Here is a 16813-nt window from a genome sequence, read left to right on the forward strand (position 1 = left end):
TATCGAAATTGCCGGCGGTCAAGCGGAATTGCGCGGGGAAATTGCGAAGCTCAGTCCCAACGCGATCGATCAGCGGGGACCATTCTCCCTCGATCGGCTGAAATTCGCGGCGGCGAGCCGCGGTGCCGGACGAGATCGGTCCATCGCGCCCGGTCGCGAGGGAAAAGCGGATGTTTCTCGTGCGCGCCGCCTTTGCCGAGGCCATAGCCGCCGGCGCCGCGTCGCAGCCGCCGTGGTCGCGGCGCGAGGATCAGGATGATGGGCCCGGCACGTTCTTCAGTCCCCGGTGGGAAAGCCGCGGCGGATCAGGAGTGCCTTTACGTCAGGGTCGCGGCCACGGAAGGCGCGATAAGCTTCGGCGCGGTCGGTTTCATTGCCTGTCATCAAGAGGATGGTACGGAAGCGGTCTGCGACCTTGCGGTCCCAGGGCCCGCCCGCTTCGGTGAACGCGGCCCAGGTGTCGGCGTCCATCGTTTCCGACCAGAGGTAGCTGTAATAGCCCGCCGAATAGGCGTCGCTCGAAAAGAGATGGCCGAACTGCGGCAAGCGGTGCCGCATGACGATTTCTTTCGGCATGCCGATTTCGGCGAGTGTATCGCGTTCGAAGGCATCGATGTCGGTAACCGGCGTCGTGCGGTCGTGCAGCTTCATGTCGACGATCGCGCTTGCGAGATATTCGACGGTGTCGAATCCCTGATTGAATTTCTCGCTCGCGAGGATCTTGTCGACCAGCGCCTGCGGCATCGGTTCGCCAGTCTGATAGTGGGTCGCGAATTTCGACAGTACTTCGGGTGTCAGCAGCCAGTTTTCGTTAACCTGGCTTGGATATTCGACAAAATCGCGCGGTACACCGGCGAGCCACGGATAGGTCACCTGCTGGAGCAGATAATGAATGCCGTGGCCGAACTCGTGAAACAGGGTTGCGGCATCGTCGAGGCTGACAAGTGTCGGCACGCCCTTTGCGCCCTCGGTGAAATTATTGTTGTTCGAGGCAAGAACATTGCGTTCGCCGCCGAGCGTCTGCTGGCTGCGATAGGTGGTCATCCACGCGCCCGAGCGTTTTCCATCGCGCGCGAAATTGTCGAGATAGAGAAGGCCCACATTCTCGCCCGTCTTGAGGTTGAGAACCTCGAACGTCCGCACCTTGGGGTCGAAGACGGGAACAGTGCCGGTATTTTCCTTGAAGCCGAGGTCGTAGAGCTGGCCCGCCGACCAAAACATGGCGTCGACGAGCTTGTCGAGCTGGAGGTAGGGCTTCACTTCGCTTTCATCGAGGTCGTATTTTGCCTTGCGGACCTTTTCGGCATAAAAGCGATAATCCCACGGTTCGATGGTGATCTGAGGTCCCTTGCCCGCCTTCGCCTCGGCATCGGCGATAGCCTGCATGTCGGCGACCTCCTCGTGCACGCGCGCGACCGCCGCTGGCCAGACCTTCATCATGAGGTCCATCGCGTTTGCCGGCGTCTTTGCCATCGTGTCGGCCATGCGATAGTCGGCGTGAGACTTGAAACCGAGCAATTCGGCGCGTTCCTGACGGAGCTTCAGGATCTCGGCGATCGTCGCATTCGTGTCATTCGCGTCGCCATTGTCGCCGCGGTTCACAAACGCGCGCCAGACCTTTTCGCGAAGCGCGCGGTTGGTGGCATTCTGAAGCACCGGCTGCGCCGACGAGCGCGTATTCTTGATCGCCCACTGACCGGGCTTGCCCTGCGCCGCGGCGGCATCGGCGAGCGAGGCGACGAAAGCGGGCTCGAGCCCGGCAAGTTCGGCCTCGTCGGTGACGAAGGTGTAGAGTTTTTCATCGGCGAGGAGTTTCGACGAAAAGGCCGAGAACAGCCCTTCGAGCTTTGAATTCATCGCAACCAGCTTCGCCTTGTCGGCGGCCGAGAGGTTGGCGCCGTCGCGCACCAACTCGTCATAGCTGCGCTCAACGATGCGGATCTGCTGCGCGTTGAGGCCGCTGTCGTGGCGTTTGTCGTAGACCGCCTTGTAGCGGGCAAAGAGCCCCGGATCGAGGAAGAGCTCGGTGAAGAAGCTCGACAGCCTGGGGCTCCATTCGGCGTCGAGTTCCTCGACTCGCGGCGTCGAGACGTTCGAGGTCTGCACTCCCCAAAGTGCGTAGAGCCGATCGATCGTGTCGCCCGCGAGCATCATCGGGACGAACGTATTGTCGAAGGTCGCCTCTTCGGGATTGTCGATGACCGACTGCACTTCGGCCTTGATTTCGGCCATCGCCTTTTCGAAGGCGTCGGGGAACAGCTCGGGGTCCATCTTGTCCCATGGGGGCACGCCCTCGAACGGGCCGGTCCATTTGGCGAGCAGCGGATTTTCACCCGCGGGCTTGGTGGCGGCCGCCGCGGCGGCAGGCTCGTTGGCGGAGGCGGTCTGGATATCCATGGCGTTGTAACCCGCAAAAAGGGCGGTGGATGCAAGCAGCATCGACAGCTTGCGGCGAAAAGGCGCGGTGCGCGGCATGAAGGACTCTCCCCAGGGAAACAGGTTGCGGCCGAAACCGGATTCGCCTGTCCTAGCCGGATAAGACGGCGGCGCGCAAGCGGACGAAAATCCTCCCTGCCGCGTAGCGGTGGAGAGGGGGATATCCCAAGATGCCGACGTGCTGCGAGCGCAAGCCCGCACGAGTTGCTTGGCCCTATTGTCAGCCCCGCAGGCAGCTATCTTCCCAACGCTGCGCGAGGGAGGTCAGCCGCCAAAGGCGCATTGCGCGAGACCGGGTACCTCGACGCGGAAGGTGAAGAGACCGCCGGCGTGCGGCTGGGCTGCGCGCTCCACGTCGGTCAAATTCTTGCCCGCGGTGGTGACAAAGGCGGTCTGGAGGTCTTCGCCGCCGAAAGCAATCATCGTCGGGCGCTCTACGGGGAGATCGACCGTCTGCAGCAGTTCGCCCGCTGGCGACAGGCGCACAATGCGCCAGCCCTCCCACAGCGCTGACCAATAGCAGCCCTCGGCGTCCACGGCGGCGCCGTCGGGCCGGCCATGCCCCATTTCGAACTGATGGAAGATGCGGCCATTGCCGAGCGTGCCGGTGGCCAAGTCGACGTCATAGGCGCGCACCGCGTGCGTCGGTGTGTCGGCGTGATAGAAGATGCGCCCGTCGGGGCTGAACGCCGCACCGTTGCTCGTCGTCAGGCCGCCGAAGACTTCGGTAAGCGATCCCGCGGGGTCGAGGCGATAGAGCGCGGCCTGCGGGTTTGCCTTGTCCCGCGTCAGGCTGCCAACCCAGAGCCGTCCCATAGCGTCGACGCAGCCGTCGTTGAAACGCTGCTCGGGCATGGCAGCGAGCGCGGCGGGTCCGAAGGGGCGCGGCGCGGCGCCCCAGCTGTCAAGAAGGGCGCAGCCATCTTCAAGCGCGGCGACAAGGCCTCCGCCGACGCGCAGCGCGATGCAGCCGACCTGTTCGGCCAGCTCCATAACCTCGTCAGCGCCCGTTGCCGGGTCAGTGCGATGGATTTTCCGACCTTCGATATCGACCCAATAGAGGCGCTGCTCCTGTGCGCTCCAACGCGGCGATTCGCCGAGCAGGGCTCCGGCGTCGAGAAGAAGGTCGACCATGGGGAGGACTGTAGCGTGCGTGGTCGCTGCTGCCCAGCGCGCTGCAGTGGCTGCAATCCTATTCGGTGAGCCGGGCAGGTCCCGGCGAGTTTCCTGCCGTAACGTCATTTCTACTTGACGTGCACGTAAACGTAAGGTCTCTTGGCCGACGAGATAATAGCGGCCGACTCCCCCGCGTGCGTGCGGTCGCCTCAAGGAAAGGAAGACAATGTCGCTCGATAAGCTCTCGCGCACCGCCTATAATGAGGATCATGAGGCGTTCCGCGCGACGGTCCGCCAGTTCCTCGAAAAGGAAGTCGCGCCGAACGCCGCACAATGGGCCGAGGACGGCATCGTTCCCAAGTCCCTCTGGCCGAAGGCTGGCGAGATCGGAATGCTCTGTCCCACGGTTCCGGAGGAATATGGCGGGCTGGGCCTCGACTTTGGCTATAATGCGATCGTCGACGAAGAGAGCGCCTATTATGGCCGCGCGACAACGGGCTTTTCGCTCCAGTCGGATATCGTCACCAGCTACATCGTCAAATATGGCAGCGAGGAACAGAAGAAGCACTGGCTGCCCAAGATGGTGTCGGGCGAGGTGATCACCGCGATTGCGATGACCGAGCCTGGCACCGGCAGCGACCTTCAGGGGATGCGCACGACCGCGAAGAAGGACGGCAATCATTATGTGATCAACGGGTCGAAGACCTTCATCACCAATGGCCAGAATGCGGATCTGATCCTCGTCTGCGTGAAGACCGACACCGAAATTCAGCCGGCGTGGAAGGGTGTGTCCATCGTGCTGGTTGAAGCCGACCGCGAGGGTTTCCAGCGCGGCCGCAACCTCGACAAGATCGGGCAGGACGAGGCGGATACGTCGGAGCTGTTTTTCAATGACGTTCGCGTGCCGATCACCAACTGCCTTGGTGAAGAGGGCCAGGGCTTCATCTATCTGATGAGCGAGCTGCCGCAGGAACGTCTGTCGATCGCGGTTTCGGCCCAGGCCTCGGCCCAGCGCGCATTCGACGACACGGTCGAGTATACGCGCGAGCGCAAGGCGTTCGGCAAGCCGATCCTCGATTTCCAGAACAGCCGCTTCGTCCTCGCGGATCTCAAGGCAAAGCTGCAGGTCGGCTGGGCGCATCTCGACTGGGCGCTCGCGCGCCACATGAAGAAGGAACTTACCCCCGAAGAGGGCGCCGCGGCGAAGCTGTGGCACACCGACCTTCAGTGGGAAGTGATGGACAAGTGTCTCCAGCTCTTCGGCGGGTCGGGATACATGAATGAATATCCGATCGCCCGGGCCTGGCGCGCGGCGCGCGTGACGCGCATCTTTGGCGGCACCAACGAGATCATGAAGGAACTGATCGGGCGCAAGCTCTGAAGCCTCGTCCCAGCGAAAGCGGGGCCACCTTCGAACCCATCAAGCGATCCCGGCTTTCGCCGGGATCATGAACAGAAAGCGAAAGGAATTCCCAATGGCTACAGCCTATATCGTCGATGCCGTCCGCACCGCCGGCGGCCGCCGCGGCGGCCGGCTTGCCGGCGTCCACCCCGTCGATCTCGGCGCTGCGGTCTTCGATGCAATCGCCGAGCGCAATGATTTCGATACATCCAAGATCGACGACGTCATCACCGGCTGCGTCAGTCAGGGCGGCCAGCAGACGATGGACCTTGGCCGCAACGCCGTGCTCGCCTCGAAGCTGCCCGACTCGATTCCCGCGGTCACCATCGACCGCCAGTGCGGCTCTTCGCAGCAGGCGGTTCAGTTCGCCGCGCAGGGCGTGATGTCGGGTACGCAGGACATCGTCCTTGCGAGCGGTATCGAGAGCATGACGCGGGTCCCGATGGGCAGCGTCGCGACGCTGTTCATGAAGGAAGGTCTCGGAAATTATAAGTCGCCGCGGCTCGAAGAGAAATATCCCGGCATCATGTTCAGCCAGTTCATGGGCGCCGAGATGATCGTCAAGAAACATGGCTTCTCCAAGGATGACCTCGACGCCTTCGCGCTCGAAAGCCATCGCCGCGCGAAAGCGGCGACCGAGGCAGGCCTGTTCGAACGCGAGATCGTGCCGGTCGAGATCGAAACGGCCGACGGCAAGGAATGGCACAAGGTGGATGAGGGCATCCGCTTTGACGCGACGCTGGAAAGCATCGCGGGCGTAAAGCTGCTCCAGGAAGGCGGCACGATCACCGCCGCGACGTCGAGTCAGATCTGCGATGGGGCCTCAGCGGTACTCGTCTGCTCCGAACAGGCATTGAAGGATCACGGATTGACCCCGCGGGCACGCATCCACCACGTCTCGGTCACCGCTGGCGACCCCGTGATCATGCTCGAGGAGCCGCTGTTCGCGACCGAGCGGGCGCTGAAGAAGGCCGGGCTCAAGATCGAAGATATCGATGCCTATGAGGTCAACGAAGCCTTCGCTCCGGTGCCGCTCGCCTGGCTCAAATATCTGGGCGCCGACCCGGCGCGCCTCAATGTCCACGGCGGCGCGATCGCGCTCGGCCACCCGCTCGGCGCCTCGGGTGCAAAGCTGATGGCAACGCTGCTCAACGTGCTCGAAGCGCGCGGCGGCAAATATGGGCTGCAGACGATGTGCGAAGGCGGCGGCCAGGCCAACGTCACGATCATCGAGCGGCTGTAAAAGAGCAATTTTTTCGTTCACCGGGGCCTGTCGAAGTCCACAAGGGCCTTCGACAGGCCCCGGGCGATCGGACTGAGGAAAGGACTGAACAGATGAAACTCGACTCCACCGTATCGGCCGTCGTAACTGGAGGCGCCTCGGGGCTGGGCGCTGCCACCGCCCGCGCGCTCGCGGCGAAGGGCGTGAAGGTCGCGATCTTCGACCTGCAGGAAGAAAAGGGCAAGGCGATCGCCGAGGAGCTCGGCGGCGTGTTCTGCGAATGCAACGTCACCGACGATGCCTCGGTGGACGCCGCCTTTGAAAAGGCGCGCGCCGCGATCGGGCAGGAGCGCATCCTCGTCAACTGTGCGGGTACCGGCAATGCGATCAAGACCGCGAGTCGCAGCAAGGAAGATGGAAGCATCAAGCATTTCCCGCTCGATGCCTTCAACTGGATCATCCAGATCAACCTCGTGGGAACTTTCCGCTGCATCGCGAAGTCGGCGGCCGGGATGCTGACGCTCGACCCGATGGAAGATGGCGAGCGTGGCGCGATCGTCAACACTGCGAGCGTCGCGGCTGAGGATGGACAGATCGGGCAGGCTGCCTATTCGGCATCGAAGGGCGGCGTCGTGGGCATGACGCTGCCGATCGCGCGCGACCTTGCCTCGGAGAATATTCGCGTCAACACGATCCTGCCGGGCATCTTCGACACGCCGCTGCTCGCGGGCGCGCCGCAGAATGTTCGCGACGCGCTCGGCGCATCGGTTCTCAACCCGAAGCGCCTCGGCAATCCGACCGAATATGCCAATCTTGCGCTCTGCATGATTGAGAACGGCTATTTCAACGGCGAGGACGTCCGCCTCGACGGCGGCATCCGCATGGGTCCGCGCTGATATGGCCAAACCGGAACGCTGGCGGCTCGACGCCGCCAGCTATCCCGTCCACCTCGAACTGCAGACCCGCTTTCAGGATATGGACGTCAATGGTCACCTCAACAATGTGGCCTTTGCAGCGCTGTTCGAAAGCGGCCGCGTCATGATGAACCGGCAAGTCCGCCCGATTGCCGAGCGGGCGACAAACGAGCGGACGATGGTGGCAGCGGTCGAGATCAATTATCTCGCCGAAGGCAATTTCCCCGACCCTGTCGAGATTTCCACGGGAATTGGGCGGATTGGCACTTCAAGTTGGACGATCGTCCAGGCGATGTTCCAGAACGGCCGCGCAATCGCGACCTGCGACACGGTCGTTGTCTGCCGCACGGATGGGCAGGCCAAACCGCTGCGCGCCGAAGTGGTGTCGGAGCTGGAGGCCAATCTGGCGCAGCCAGCCTGACGGATCCTCGACGTTCCGGCCTACCCGGAAATTACGGCGTTATGGAGCTAGATCCGATTTGGGTATCGCGTGCCGGCAGGTTGAGGTCCGTGGTGAGAGATCGGTTAATTGTTCATCCGCTCGGAAGGGCAAAGCGATCGTCTAGATCGTCGTGTCCGCCTCGGGCACCGAGCGGATAAGGTCCCGCGCGAAGCCGATCAGCCCGATCTGGCGCCGACGTTTCAGCCGTTCGGCGCGCAAAATCGCCTTCACTTCGCCATAGCAGTCGTCGACATTGTCGTTGATCAGCACATAGTCATAGCCGTCCCAGTGGCTGATCTCGTTTGCAGCGCGCGCCATGCGCGACGCGATCACCTCGTCGCTGTCGGTATTGCGCGCCCGCAGCCGGCGCTCAAGTTCGTCCATCGTGGGGGGCAGCACGAAGACGCGCACGACGTCTGGCCCCGCCTCCTGGTAGAGTTGTTGCGCTCCCTGCCAGTCGATGTCGAACAACACGTCCTTGCCGGCGTCGAGCAATTCCTCCACCCGCGCGCGCGGCGTGCCATAGCGGTGGCCGAAGACATGTGCCCATTCGAGGAATTCGCCGTCGGCTGCCATCTGCTTGAAGGTGTCGACATCGACGAAATGATAGTCGACCCCATCCTTTTCTCCAGGCCGCGGCGGCCGCGTCGTGGCCGAGATCGACAGGGCGATGTCAGGGTCCTGTTGAAGCATCATCTTCGAGATGGTGGTCTTGCCCGCGCCCGAGGGCGAGGAAAGGACGAACAACACGCCTCGGCGGTTGAGGTGGACGCTATCAGCCATGCGGGCTAATTGCGCGAGCGAGGGCGGCGGTCAAGCGGGAAGGGGCGCGATGCCAGACATGACCCAGAGAGGATGGCTGATAGCGGCGAGCCTTCTCGCCCTGCTCGGTGCGATCCTGATGCTGATGGGGCGACCCTTGATCTGTCCCTGCGGAACCGTCAGCCTTTGGCATGGCGTCGTGCAGTCGAATCAGAACAGCCAGCAGATTTCTGACTGGTACAGCTTCAGCCACATCATCCACGGTTTCATCTTCTTTGGACTCTCGCGATGGCTGTTGCCGCGCGCGCCGCTGTGGGCCGCGCTCGCGATTGCGATCGGCATCGAGGGCGCATGGGAAATCCTCGAAAACTCCCCCGTCATCATCGAACGCTATCGCGAGGTGACGATGGCCTACGGCTATTCGGGCGATTCGGTTCTCAACTCGGTGACCGACGCCGCCTTCATGGTGTTCGGCTTCCTCGCCGCCAGCCGGATGCGCTGGTGGGCAACCGCGGGGATCGCCATTGCCTTCGAGCTGTTCACGCTCTTCGCGATTCGCGACAATCTGACGCTCAACGTGCTGATGCTGGTGTCGCCGATCGAGGCGGTAAAGGAGTGGCAGGCCGCGGGTTGATCCGTCCCGCCGCGTCGCGGCTTTCGGCGACTGCATCGACCAGGGGCTGTGGGGCGGCCGCGGCGACAGCCGGCTGATCCAGTTTATAGGCTTTGCGGACGAGCCCATAGGCGAGTTCCTGTGCAAGTTCGCCGGCCTCCCAGTCACTGAGCCGGTGCTCGGCGACGAGGCGTGCGAGGAAGGCGCAATCGATTCGGCGGGCGACATCGTGGCGGGCGGGGATCGAGAGGAAAGCGCGCGTGTCGTCGTTGAAGCCGACCGTATTATAGAAGCCGGCGGTTTCGGTCGTCATCTCGCGGAAGCGCCGCATCCCTTCAGGACTGTCGTGGAACCACCAGGCAGGGCCGAGCTTCAGGCAGGGATAATGGCCGGCAAGCGGCGCGAGCTCGCGCGCATAGGTCGATTCGTCGAGCGTGAAGAGGATGATCGACAGCTGCCTCTCGGTGCCGAAGCGATCGAGCAGGGGCTTCAGCGCATCGACATAATCGGTGCGCGTTGGAATGTCGCACCCCTTGTCGCGTCCGTGGGTTTCGAACAATCGCTGATTGTGATTGCGGCGCGCGCCCGGGTGGACCTGCATTACCATGCCGTCCTCGACGCTCATCGCGGCGAATTCGGTCAGCATCTGGGCACGGAACAGCTCGGCATCTTCAGGGGCCCAGTGGCCGCCAATGATCTTCGCGAACAGCGCTGCGGCGTCGGCAGCGGCGAGGTTTGCCGTCGCGGCGCTCGGATGGCCGTGGTCTGTGGCGGTTGCCCCCGCGGCGCGAAAATCGGCGCGGCGCTTGCGGTGCGCGGCCAGATAGCCGGGCCAGCTTTCGACATCCTCGCCGGTCAGTTCGCCAAGGCGCTGCATCGCCGCGGCAAAGTCCTGATGCTCGGGGTCGACGACTGCGTCGGGTCGATAGGTGGTGATCACGCGGCCGGGCCAGCCCGAGGCGCGGATCGCTCGATGATGGTCGAGGTCCTCATGCGCGCCTTCGGTCGTTGCCAGCAACTCGATGTTGAAGCGATCGAACAGCGCGCGCGGGCGGAAGGCGGGGCTCGCGAGGCTTTCATTGATGCGGTCGTAATAACGGTCGGCGGTTGAGGCATCGAGCGCGATGTCCAAAGCGAAAACGTCCGCGAAGACATGGTCGAGCCATATCCGGGAGGGGGTACCGCGAAACAAATGGTAATTGGCGGCGAAGAGGCGCCACGCCGCGCGTGGGTCGGAGGCAGGCGCTCCGCTCCGGTCAGGTACGCCAAGGGCGCCGAGCGCGATCCCTTGGCTATAGAGCATGCGATAGAGATAATGATCGGGCGCGAGCAGCAAATCGGTCGCGTTCGACCAATTGGCGTTAGTTGCGAACCATGCCGGGTCTGTATGACCATGCGGGCTAACGATTGGCAGTCCCTTCACCTCGGCGTAGAGCGCGCGTGCGATGTCACGCGTCTTGCTCTCGGCCGGAAACAGGCGGTCGGGATGGATGCTCAGCGTCTTTGCCATCGTTGTTCTTTTCCCAGGAAAAGCGTTTGCGAGAAGTGTTTCGAAGGAGCACCTGCGCCGTGACTTGATCTGGTCGCGGGCCGGAGGTGGTGGCGATTAGTGATAACAAGTCGAAGCTTTTGCTTATATGACACCGCTTTCCATCGATGACAAATCAGTGAAAGATGCAAGGATGGTCAGGGCCAATGACTTCGAATGCCATTCTCGTCGACCCCCGCGATTCGGTCGCGACCGCGCTGCGCGACCTCGATGAAGGCGACCGGCTCGATGTCGCGGGAGGCGTGACGCTGCGCGAGCCGGTTGCGCGCGGGCACAAGGTTGCGGTTGCCGATATCGGCGCCGGGGCGCCGGTGATCAAATTCGGCTTTCCCATCGGCACCGCAACCCAGGCGATCGCGCGCGGTGCGCATGTCCACAGTCATAATATGGCGACGGCGCTGACCGCTGCGGTCGGCCATGCACGCCGCCTCGCCGCCGACCCAGCCGCCCCGCTTCCGGACCCGCCGACCTTTCTCGGCTATTTGCGCCCTGATGGACGAGCGGCGACGCGTAACGAAATCTGGGTGCTTCCAACCGTCGGCTGTGTCGCCCGCACCGCGTCAAAGATCGCCGAGGCCGGCAATCGGCGCCATCGCGGACGGGTCGATGGCGTGCACGCCTTCACCCACCCCTTTGGTTGCTCGCAGCTTGGCGATGATCTTGATGGTACGCGTGCGATTCTCGCGGCGCTTGCCGCGCACCCCAACGCGGGCGGCGTGCTGCTCGTCGGCCTCGGCTGCGAATCGAACCAGATCGGCCAGCTGATCGAGGCGATCCCGCGCGAGGTGCGGGGGCGCGTCCGCAGCCTGCGCGCGCAGAGCGCGGGTGACGAGATCGAAGAAGGCCTGATGCTGGTCGATGAACTGGTCGAGATCGCGACGTCCGCGAGGCGCAGCCCCCTTCCGCTCGGAAAGTTGGTGATCGGGGTCAAGTGCGGCGGGTCCGACGGTCTCAGCGGGCTCACCGCCAACCCGCTCGTCGGGCGGATGAGCGACGCGGTAACCGGAGCGGGGGGCCAGGCAATTCTGACCGAAATCCCGGAAGTTTTCGGCGCCGAGTCTCTTCTGATGGCCCGCGCCGCGGACGCTGACGTCGGCGATGCGATTGGCCGTCTGGTTGAGGGCTTCAAGGGCTATTTCACCGCCCATGGCGAGCCGGTGTCCGAAAATCCGTCACCGGGTAACATCGCTGGCGGCCTGACGACGCTTGAGGAAAAATCGCTAGGTGCCGTGCAGAAGGCGGGTCGGGCGGTCGTCACGGACGTTCTCGGCTATGGCGCGCGCGCTTCCAGGTCGGGGCTTGCGCTCCTGGAGGCCCCGGGGAATGACGCGGTTTCTTCGACGGCGCTCGCGGCGGCGGGAGCAACGGTGATCCTGTTTACGACAGGACGCGGCACGCCGCTTGGCTTTCCAGTGCCGACGATCAAACTCGCCTCAAATCACGAGCTTGCCCTGCGCAAGCCCGGCTGGATCGACTTCGACGGCGAGCAGGTACTCAGCGAGGGAATGGATGCGAGCGCGGAGGCGCTGCTCGGCCTTCTCGTCGAGGTCGCGTCGGGACGCGAAACCGCTGCCGAGCGCAACGGCGAACGCGAGATCGCAATCTGGAAGCGGGGGGTGACGCTGTGACCCGCCTGACGCGTGCGGCGCTCGCTGCGCTTCCCGAGGGAGTCGTGCGGCCGGGACACGACCCGGCCACGATTCGCACGGGAATCATCCATTTCGGTCCAGGCGCCTTCCACCGTGCGCATCAAGCGAGTTATGTCGATTCGCTGCTGGACAGCGATCCGCGCTGGGGGATTGCCGCGGTGTCGCTGCGGTCGGCGGGAATCGCCGATACATTGGCGGCGCAGGACGGGCTCTACAGCCTGACAACGCTCGATCGCGCAACGCGCATCCGCGTGATCGCCGCACACAGCGCTTTCGTGCGGCCTGGCGAGGATGCGCAGGTCCGCCGCCTGCTCTTCGATCCAAAGGTCAGACTGCTGACGAGCACGGTGACCGAAAAGGGCTATTGTCTTGCCCCTGATGGCACGCTCGACTTGTCGCATCCCGATATTGTCCACGATCTTGAAGATCCCGCCGCGCCGGTCAGCCTCGTCGGTTGGATCGTGGCGGGGCTTGCCGCGCGGCGCGCGGCGGGGACGTCTCCTTTCGCGGTGCTGTGCTGCGACAATATGAATTCCAACGGCGATACGCTCGCCGCCGCCGCCGCGCGTTTCGCGCGCCAGTTCGATCAAGGGCTCGCCGACTGGATCACGGGCGAGGTCGCCTTTCCCAATACGATGGTGGATTCGATCACCCCCGCGACGGACCCGGCACATCTTGCGCGCGTGCGCGGCCTGCTCGGTCTCGAGGATGCGGCGGCGGTCCAGCGCGAAGGTTTCACTCAATGGGTTGTCGAGCATTTCAACCTTGCCGACGGTCCCGATCTCGCCAGCGTCGGCGTGCAGATGACCGGGGACGTGGCGGCTTATGAAAAGGCAAAGCTTCGCATCCTCAACGGCGCGCACAGCAGCATCGCCTATATCGGCCTTGCGCTGGGGCATGCGAGCGTCGCCGATGCGATGGGCGATCAGCGCTTCGCCGCTTTTATCGAGCGGCTGGTGCACGGCGATATCATTCCTTCGCTCGCTCCGGCGGCCGGCTTGGACCTGTCCTTCTACGCGGATACCGTCCTCGACCGCTTCCGCAACCCGGCGCTCCGCCATTTGCTTGGTCAAATCGCATGGGATGGCAGTCAGAAGCTGCGCTACCGGCTGCTGGGCACGACGTTGGACGCCAAGGCATCCGGAAGACCCGTGACGCGGCTCGCGGTTCCGGTGGCGGCGTGGATGGCCTTCATTCGCCGGATGGCTCGAAGCGGCGAGCCGATCGTCGATCCCCTTGCGCCGCGTCTGACCGATATAGGGCGAGCGGCGGGGGATGCGGCCTCGCTAGCCGACACGCTGCTCACGCTCGACCTGTTTCCGCCCTTGCTTGTCGCCGATGAGACTTGGCGGGGTGCCGTGCGGGCTGCCCTTGAGAGGATCGAGGGAGCAGACCCATATAGCGCACTTGCATGATTCGCGAGCGGCGCCCGCTTTCGATTAGTGCACCGAAGGGCGTTTGCCGTCCGCCTGAACCGGAATCGCAGGCGGCAGGGCCTCCCCCATGCTTTCTCCATCGGTCGGCGCGTCGGTCCCGGCATAGCTGTCGACCACGCCTTCGCGGGCGAGTGCCGCGTCGGCAGCATGCGCTGTTTCTGCATTCTTGCGCGCTTCGGCGCGTTCGGCCCATTTCTTGGTGAGATAGGCAGCCGCCGCCGTCGCCGCGAGCACGGCGTAGCGCTGCGGGAAAAGGCGCCGCGCCGCGAACAGCGTGCCTGCGCCAATCACTGCCCCGGCAACCGGGTGATTATTCCTTGTCCGTCCGATCGCACTGCCAAGCACACCGCCGATGATCCGTGCCATCATCCTCATTCTCCTTCCCCCTATATATTCCCGGCAGAGCCTTCGGGTTCCGGCCCCAGCATTGCTCGCGGGTCAACAATCCGGTCGAAGGTCGCGGCGTCGACATAGCCGAGGTCGAGCGCGGCCTCGCGCAGCGTCGTCCCGCGCTCGTGCGCCTGCTTCGCGATTTTTGCCGCCTTGTCATAGCCGATTTCGGGGGCGAGCGCCGTCACCAGCATCAGCGAGCGGTCGACGAGTTCGGCAATGCGCGCGCGATTGGGTTCGATGCCCTCGACGCAGCGCTCCGCAAAACCCTCCATGGCGGTCGCGAGCAGATCGATCGAGCGGAGCACGTTGGCGCCGATCAACGGCTTGAACACGTTGAGCTCGAGGTGGCCCTGCATCCCGCCGACGGTTACTGCCTGATGATTGCCGATGACCTGCGCCGCGACCATCGTGAGCATCTCGCACTGGGTCGGGTTCACCTTGCCCGGCATGATCGAGCTGCCCGGCTCGTTGGCGGGCAGGTCGAGCTCACCGAGCCCCGCTCGGGGTCCCGATCCGAGCAGGCGGATGTCGTTCGCGATCTTGGTAAGCGCGGCTGCGAGCGTATTCAACGTTCCCGACAGGTGAACGAGCGGATCATTGGATGCGAGCGCTTCGAACATATTCTCGGCGGGCAGGAAGCGATGGCCGGTGATTTCACTCAAGGCCGCGCAGAACTCACCGGCGAAGCCTGCCGGGGAATTGAGCCCGGTGCCGACCGCGGTCCCGCCCTGAGCGAGCCGGTTGGTGCCGTGCGTGATCGCGGGCTCGATGCGCCGTCCGGCGCGGTAGAGCTGGTTTGCATAAGCCGAAAATTCCTGCCCCAGCGTCAAGGGCGTGGCGTCCTGCAAATGGGTGCGGCCGATCTTGACGATGCCGGCCCATTGCGATGCCTTGGCTTCGAGCGCCCCTCGCAGGCGGGCGAGGGCAGGCAACAGGCGCTGCGTTGCTGCAAGCGATGCCGCGATGTGCAGGGCGGTCGGGAAGCTGTCGTTCGATGACTGGCCGCGGTTGACATCGTCATTGGGATGGATCGGCGTCTTTCCGCCGCGCCTGCCGGTCAATATCTCGTTTGCGCGGCCTGCGATCACCTCATTGACGTTCATATTGCTCTGGGTGCCGCTCCCTGTCTGCCAGATGACGAGCGGGAATTGATCGTCGAGTTTGCCAGCGACGATGTCTTTCACTGCCGCTTCGATCGCATCGGCCTTTTCGGCAGGAAGCCCGTGGCGCCGGTTGATCCGCGCCGCAGCCTGCTTGACGAGCGCGAGCGCGTGGATGATCTCGATTGGCATGCGCTCGCGCGTGCTGAAGGGGAAGTTCTCGATCGACCGCTGCGTCTGCGCGCCCCAATAGGCGCCGCCCGGGACTGCGATTTCTCCGAGGCTGTCGCTTTCGATCCGTGTCTCGCTCATCCGGCCAGCATCCTCGTCACCAGAACCGCGCCCGCCCAGATCATCGCGACCAGGCCGAGCAATTGCCAATAGCCGCCGTCGCCCACCCGCCGCCGTAGCCAGCCCGCGACGAGCCAGACGAGCACGAGCGTCGGGGTCAGGACAAGCAATGTGAAACCCATCAGTCCTTCGGCGATTTGGCCATGCCGGCGAGCTTCAAAGATCGCATAGCCCTCGACCCCCCACCAGAAGGCGGCCGTCAGCACAACCATCCCGGCGAGCGCCCAATATTGCCAGAAGCGGCTGGGGGGCCAGTCGGGGCCCGCCACGCTATTTCCGCTTGCCGAAATCCACCGTCACGACGTTGGAGCCGTCCTCGGTCGAAACTTCGGGTCGGTCGTTGTCAGCCTCGTCGTGCGGTTCGGGGTCCTCGCTGTCGTCGCTGACCTGGAACTGCAGCCCGAAATCCACCGAGGGATCCACGAAAGCGGTGATTGCCGCATAAGGGATCGTGAGCATCGAGGGCGTCTGGTTGAACGACAGGCCGACGCTGAAATGATCGTCCTCGACCGTCAGGTCCCAGAAGCGATTCTGAAGGACGATCGTCATCTCGTCGGGGAATTTGGCGATCAGATGCCCGGGAATCGCGACGCCGGGTGCCTGGGTTTTGAAGGTGATGTAGAAATGGTGCTCGCCGGGCAGGCTGTCGGTCCCCTCGATCTGCCGCAGCACGCGGCCGACCACGGCGCGCAGCGCGTCCTGCACGATTTCGTCATAGGGAATCAGGCTGTCGCGGACTTCATCACTCATGGCCGTGGGGGATGAACGCGGCGCGCGCGGCGGTCAAGTGGGGAGAGTCGCCTTGCAACGCGAAAAGTCGCTGCTATGGGGCGTCTCATGCGAACCGCAACCGTCCAGCGCACGACCAAGGAAACGGATATCGCGATCACCGTCAATCTCGACGGCTGCGGCGATTATTCGGTCTCCACAGGCATCGGCTTTCTCGATCACATGGTCGAGCAGCTTTCGCGCCACTCCCTGATCGACATTGCGATGACAGTGAAGGGCGACCTCCGCATCGACCAGCACCACACGGTCGAGGATTCGGCGCTCGCGCTCGGCGAGGCGGTGGCAAAAGCGCTCGGCGACAAGCGCGGGATCGCGCGCTATGGCGAGGCGCATTCGCCGATGGACGAAACACTGACCCGGTGCGTCCTCGACATCTCGGGGCGCCCGCACTGTGTCTGGAAGTCGGGATTTTCGCAGCCCCGCCTCGGCGAAATGGACACCGAGCTCTTCCCCCACTGGTTTGCAAGCTTTGCCCAGACAGCCGGGATCACGCTGCACATCGAAACCCTCTATGGCGAGAACAATCATCATATCGCCGAGAGCATGTACAAGGCGCTCGCGCGCGCCTTGCGCCAGGCGGTCGAGATCGACCCGCGCAAGGGCGACACGATTCCCTCGACCAAGGGGGTCCTCTAGGAC

The 16813-nt window shown here is 63.9% G+C and carries 16 protein-coding genes; 8 read left to right on the forward strand and 8 right to left on the reverse strand.

Annotation, left to right across the window (positions count from 1 at the left end; translation table 11 throughout):
* Positions 1–276 precede the first annotated feature (276 nt).
* Positions 277–2475: a M3 family metallopeptidase gene (locus tag LH20_RS01075; RefSeq protein ID WP_053552626.1), complete on the reverse strand. Its 2199-nt coding sequence runs from the start codon at positions 2473–2475 to the stop codon at positions 277–279.
* Between the two features lie 225 nt (positions 2476–2700).
* A complete protein-coding gene (locus LH20_RS01080; RefSeq protein ID WP_053552627.1) occupies positions 2701–3570 on the reverse strand; it encodes an SMP-30/gluconolactonase/LRE family protein in 870 nt (289 codons plus the stop codon).
* Positions 3571–3778: 208 nt separating this feature from the next.
* Here LH20_RS01080 and LH20_RS01085 point away from each other — a divergent pair, with 208 nt between their 5' ends.
* The 4 genes from LH20_RS01085 (at position 3779) to LH20_RS01100 (ending at position 7511) form a co-directional block, all read left to right on the forward strand.
* Complete coding sequence (locus tag LH20_RS01085) at positions 3779–4933, forward strand: acyl-CoA dehydrogenase family protein (RefSeq protein WP_053552628.1); 1155 nt, start codon at positions 3779–3781, stop codon at positions 4931–4933.
* Positions 4934–5027: 94 nt separating this feature from the next.
* On the forward strand, positions 5028–6197 hold the full coding sequence (locus tag LH20_RS01090) for an acetyl-CoA C-acetyltransferase (RefSeq protein WP_053552629.1): 1170 nt from the start codon (positions 5028–5030) through the stop codon (positions 6195–6197).
* A 92-nt stretch (positions 6198–6289) separates the two neighbouring features.
* Positions 6290–7072, forward strand: a complete 783-nt coding sequence (locus tag LH20_RS01095; RefSeq protein ID WP_053552630.1) for an SDR family NAD(P)-dependent oxidoreductase — start codon at positions 6290–6292, stop codon at positions 7070–7072.
* A gap of 1 nt (position 7073) precedes the next feature.
* Positions 7074–7511 (forward strand): acyl-CoA thioesterase, encoded by a 438-nt coding sequence (locus LH20_RS01100; RefSeq protein WP_053552631.1) that lies wholly within the window; start codon positions 7074–7076, stop codon positions 7509–7511.
* Between the two features lie 141 nt (positions 7512–7652).
* Here LH20_RS01100 and gmk read toward each other — a convergent pair whose 3' ends face one another.
* Positions 7653–8315 (reverse strand): guanylate kinase, encoded by a 663-nt coding sequence (gmk, locus tag LH20_RS01105; protein WP_053552632.1) that lies wholly within the window; start codon positions 8313–8315, stop codon positions 7653–7655.
* 58 nt (positions 8316–8373) lie between these two features.
* Here gmk and LH20_RS01110 point away from each other — a divergent pair, with 58 nt between their 5' ends.
* Positions 8374–8928, forward strand: coding sequence for a DUF2585 domain-containing protein (locus LH20_RS01110; RefSeq protein ID WP_053556000.1), 555 nt, complete (start codon positions 8374–8376; stop codon positions 8926–8928).
* Here LH20_RS01110 and uxaC read toward each other — a convergent pair.
* A complete protein-coding gene (gene uxaC, locus LH20_RS01115; RefSeq protein ID WP_083455236.1) occupies positions 8867–10417 on the reverse strand; it encodes a glucuronate isomerase in 1551 nt (516 codons plus the stop codon). The two genes, LH20_RS01110 and uxaC, sit on opposite strands and share 62 nt — an antisense overlap.
* Before the next feature lie 185 nt (positions 10418–10602).
* Between uxaC and LH20_RS01120 the strand changes: the two genes are divergently transcribed.
* Together LH20_RS01120 and LH20_RS01125 are read left to right on the forward strand one after the other, a co-directional pair.
* Positions 10603–12084 carry a UxaA family hydrolase gene (locus LH20_RS01120; RefSeq protein WP_053552633.1) on the forward strand — a complete coding sequence of 494 codons (1482 nt, stop codon included), beginning with the start codon at positions 10603–10605 and terminating at the stop codon, positions 12082–12084.
* Positions 12081–13520, forward strand: coding sequence for a mannitol dehydrogenase family protein (locus LH20_RS01125; RefSeq protein WP_053552634.1), 1440 nt, complete (start codon positions 12081–12083; stop codon positions 13518–13520). The genes LH20_RS01120 and LH20_RS01125 overlap by 4 nt, the downstream gene beginning before the upstream one ends.
* Before the next feature lie 24 nt (positions 13521–13544).
* Here LH20_RS01125 and LH20_RS01130 read toward each other — a convergent pair whose 3' ends face one another.
* Genes LH20_RS01130 through LH20_RS01145 form a run of 4 tightly spaced genes read right to left on the reverse strand, consistent with a single transcriptional unit; the run spans position 13545 to position 16135 of the window.
* A complete protein-coding gene (locus tag LH20_RS01130; protein WP_235527072.1) occupies positions 13545–13907 on the reverse strand; it encodes a hypothetical protein in 363 nt (120 codons plus the stop codon).
* Between the two features lie 20 nt (positions 13908–13927).
* The gene (gene fumC / locus LH20_RS01135; protein WP_053552636.1) at positions 13928–15346 is read right to left on the reverse strand and encodes a class II fumarate hydratase; all 1419 of its coding nucleotides are present in this window, start codon (positions 15344–15346) and stop codon (positions 13928–13930) included.
* Entirely contained in the window at positions 15343–15654 is a 312-nt protein-coding gene (locus LH20_RS01140) for a hypothetical protein (protein ID WP_053552637.1), read from the reverse strand. Before LH20_RS01140 ends, fumC begins: the two co-directional genes overlap by 4 nt.
* A 1-nt stretch (position 15655) precedes the next feature.
* Complete coding sequence (locus tag LH20_RS01145; protein ID WP_053552638.1) at positions 15656–16135, reverse strand: SspB family protein; 480 nt, start codon at positions 16133–16135, stop codon at positions 15656–15658.
* Between the two features lie 87 nt (positions 16136–16222).
* Between LH20_RS01145 and hisB the strand changes: the two genes are divergently transcribed.
* Positions 16223–16810: an imidazoleglycerol-phosphate dehydratase HisB gene (hisB, locus tag LH20_RS01150; protein ID WP_053556001.1), complete on the forward strand. Its 588-nt coding sequence runs from the start codon at positions 16223–16225 to the stop codon at positions 16808–16810.
* Positions 16811–16813 lie beyond the last annotated feature (3 nt).

The sequence above is a fragment of the Sphingopyxis sp. 113P3 genome (genome assembly GCF_001278035.1).
In the GTDB taxonomy this organism is placed as follows: domain Bacteria; phylum Pseudomonadota; class Alphaproteobacteria; order Sphingomonadales; family Sphingomonadaceae; genus Sphingopyxis.

Coding starts and splice junctions, on each gene's coding strand:
- LH20_RS01090 (WP_053552629.1), top strand. CDS start 5,028: ATGGCTACAGCCTATATCGTCGATGCCGTCCGCACCGCCGGCGGCCGC.
- fumC (WP_053552636.1), bottom strand. CDS start 15,346: ATGAGCGAGACACGGATCGAAAGCGACAGCCTCGGAGAAATCGCAGTC.
- LH20_RS01110 (WP_053556000.1), top strand. CDS start 8,374: ATGACCCAGAGAGGATGGCTGATAGCGGCGAGCCTTCTCGCCCTGCTC.
- LH20_RS01095 (WP_053552630.1), top strand. CDS start 6,290: ATGAAACTCGACTCCACCGTATCGGCCGTCGTAACTGGAGGCGCCTCG.
- LH20_RS01130 (WP_235527072.1), bottom strand. CDS start 13,907: ATGGCACGGATCATCGGCGGTGTGCTTGGCAGTGCGATCGGACGGACA.
- LH20_RS01120 (WP_053552633.1), top strand. CDS start 10,603: ATGACTTCGAATGCCATTCTCGTCGACCCCCGCGATTCGGTCGCGACC.
- gmk (WP_053552632.1), bottom strand. CDS start 8,315: ATGGCTGATAGCGTCCACCTCAACCGCCGAGGCGTGTTGTTCGTCCTT.
- LH20_RS01085 (WP_053552628.1), top strand. CDS start 3,779: ATGTCGCTCGATAAGCTCTCGCGCACCGCCTATAATGAGGATCATGAG.
- LH20_RS01075 (WP_053552626.1), bottom strand. CDS start 2,475: ATGCCGCGCACCGCGCCTTTTCGCCGCAAGCTGTCGATGCTGCTTGCA.
- LH20_RS01080 (WP_053552627.1), bottom strand. CDS start 3,570: ATGGTCGACCTTCTTCTCGACGCCGGAGCCCTGCTCGGCGAATCGCCG.
- uxaC (WP_083455236.1), bottom strand. CDS start 10,417: ATGGCAAAGACGCTGAGCATCCATCCCGACCGCCTGTTTCCGGCCGAG.
- LH20_RS01145 (WP_053552638.1), bottom strand. CDS start 16,135: ATGAGTGATGAAGTCCGCGACAGCCTGATTCCCTATGACGAAATCGTG.
- LH20_RS01100 (WP_053552631.1), top strand. CDS start 7,074: ATGGCCAAACCGGAACGCTGGCGGCTCGACGCCGCCAGCTATCCCGTC.
- hisB (WP_053556001.1), top strand. CDS start 16,223: ATGCGAACCGCAACCGTCCAGCGCACGACCAAGGAAACGGATATCGCG.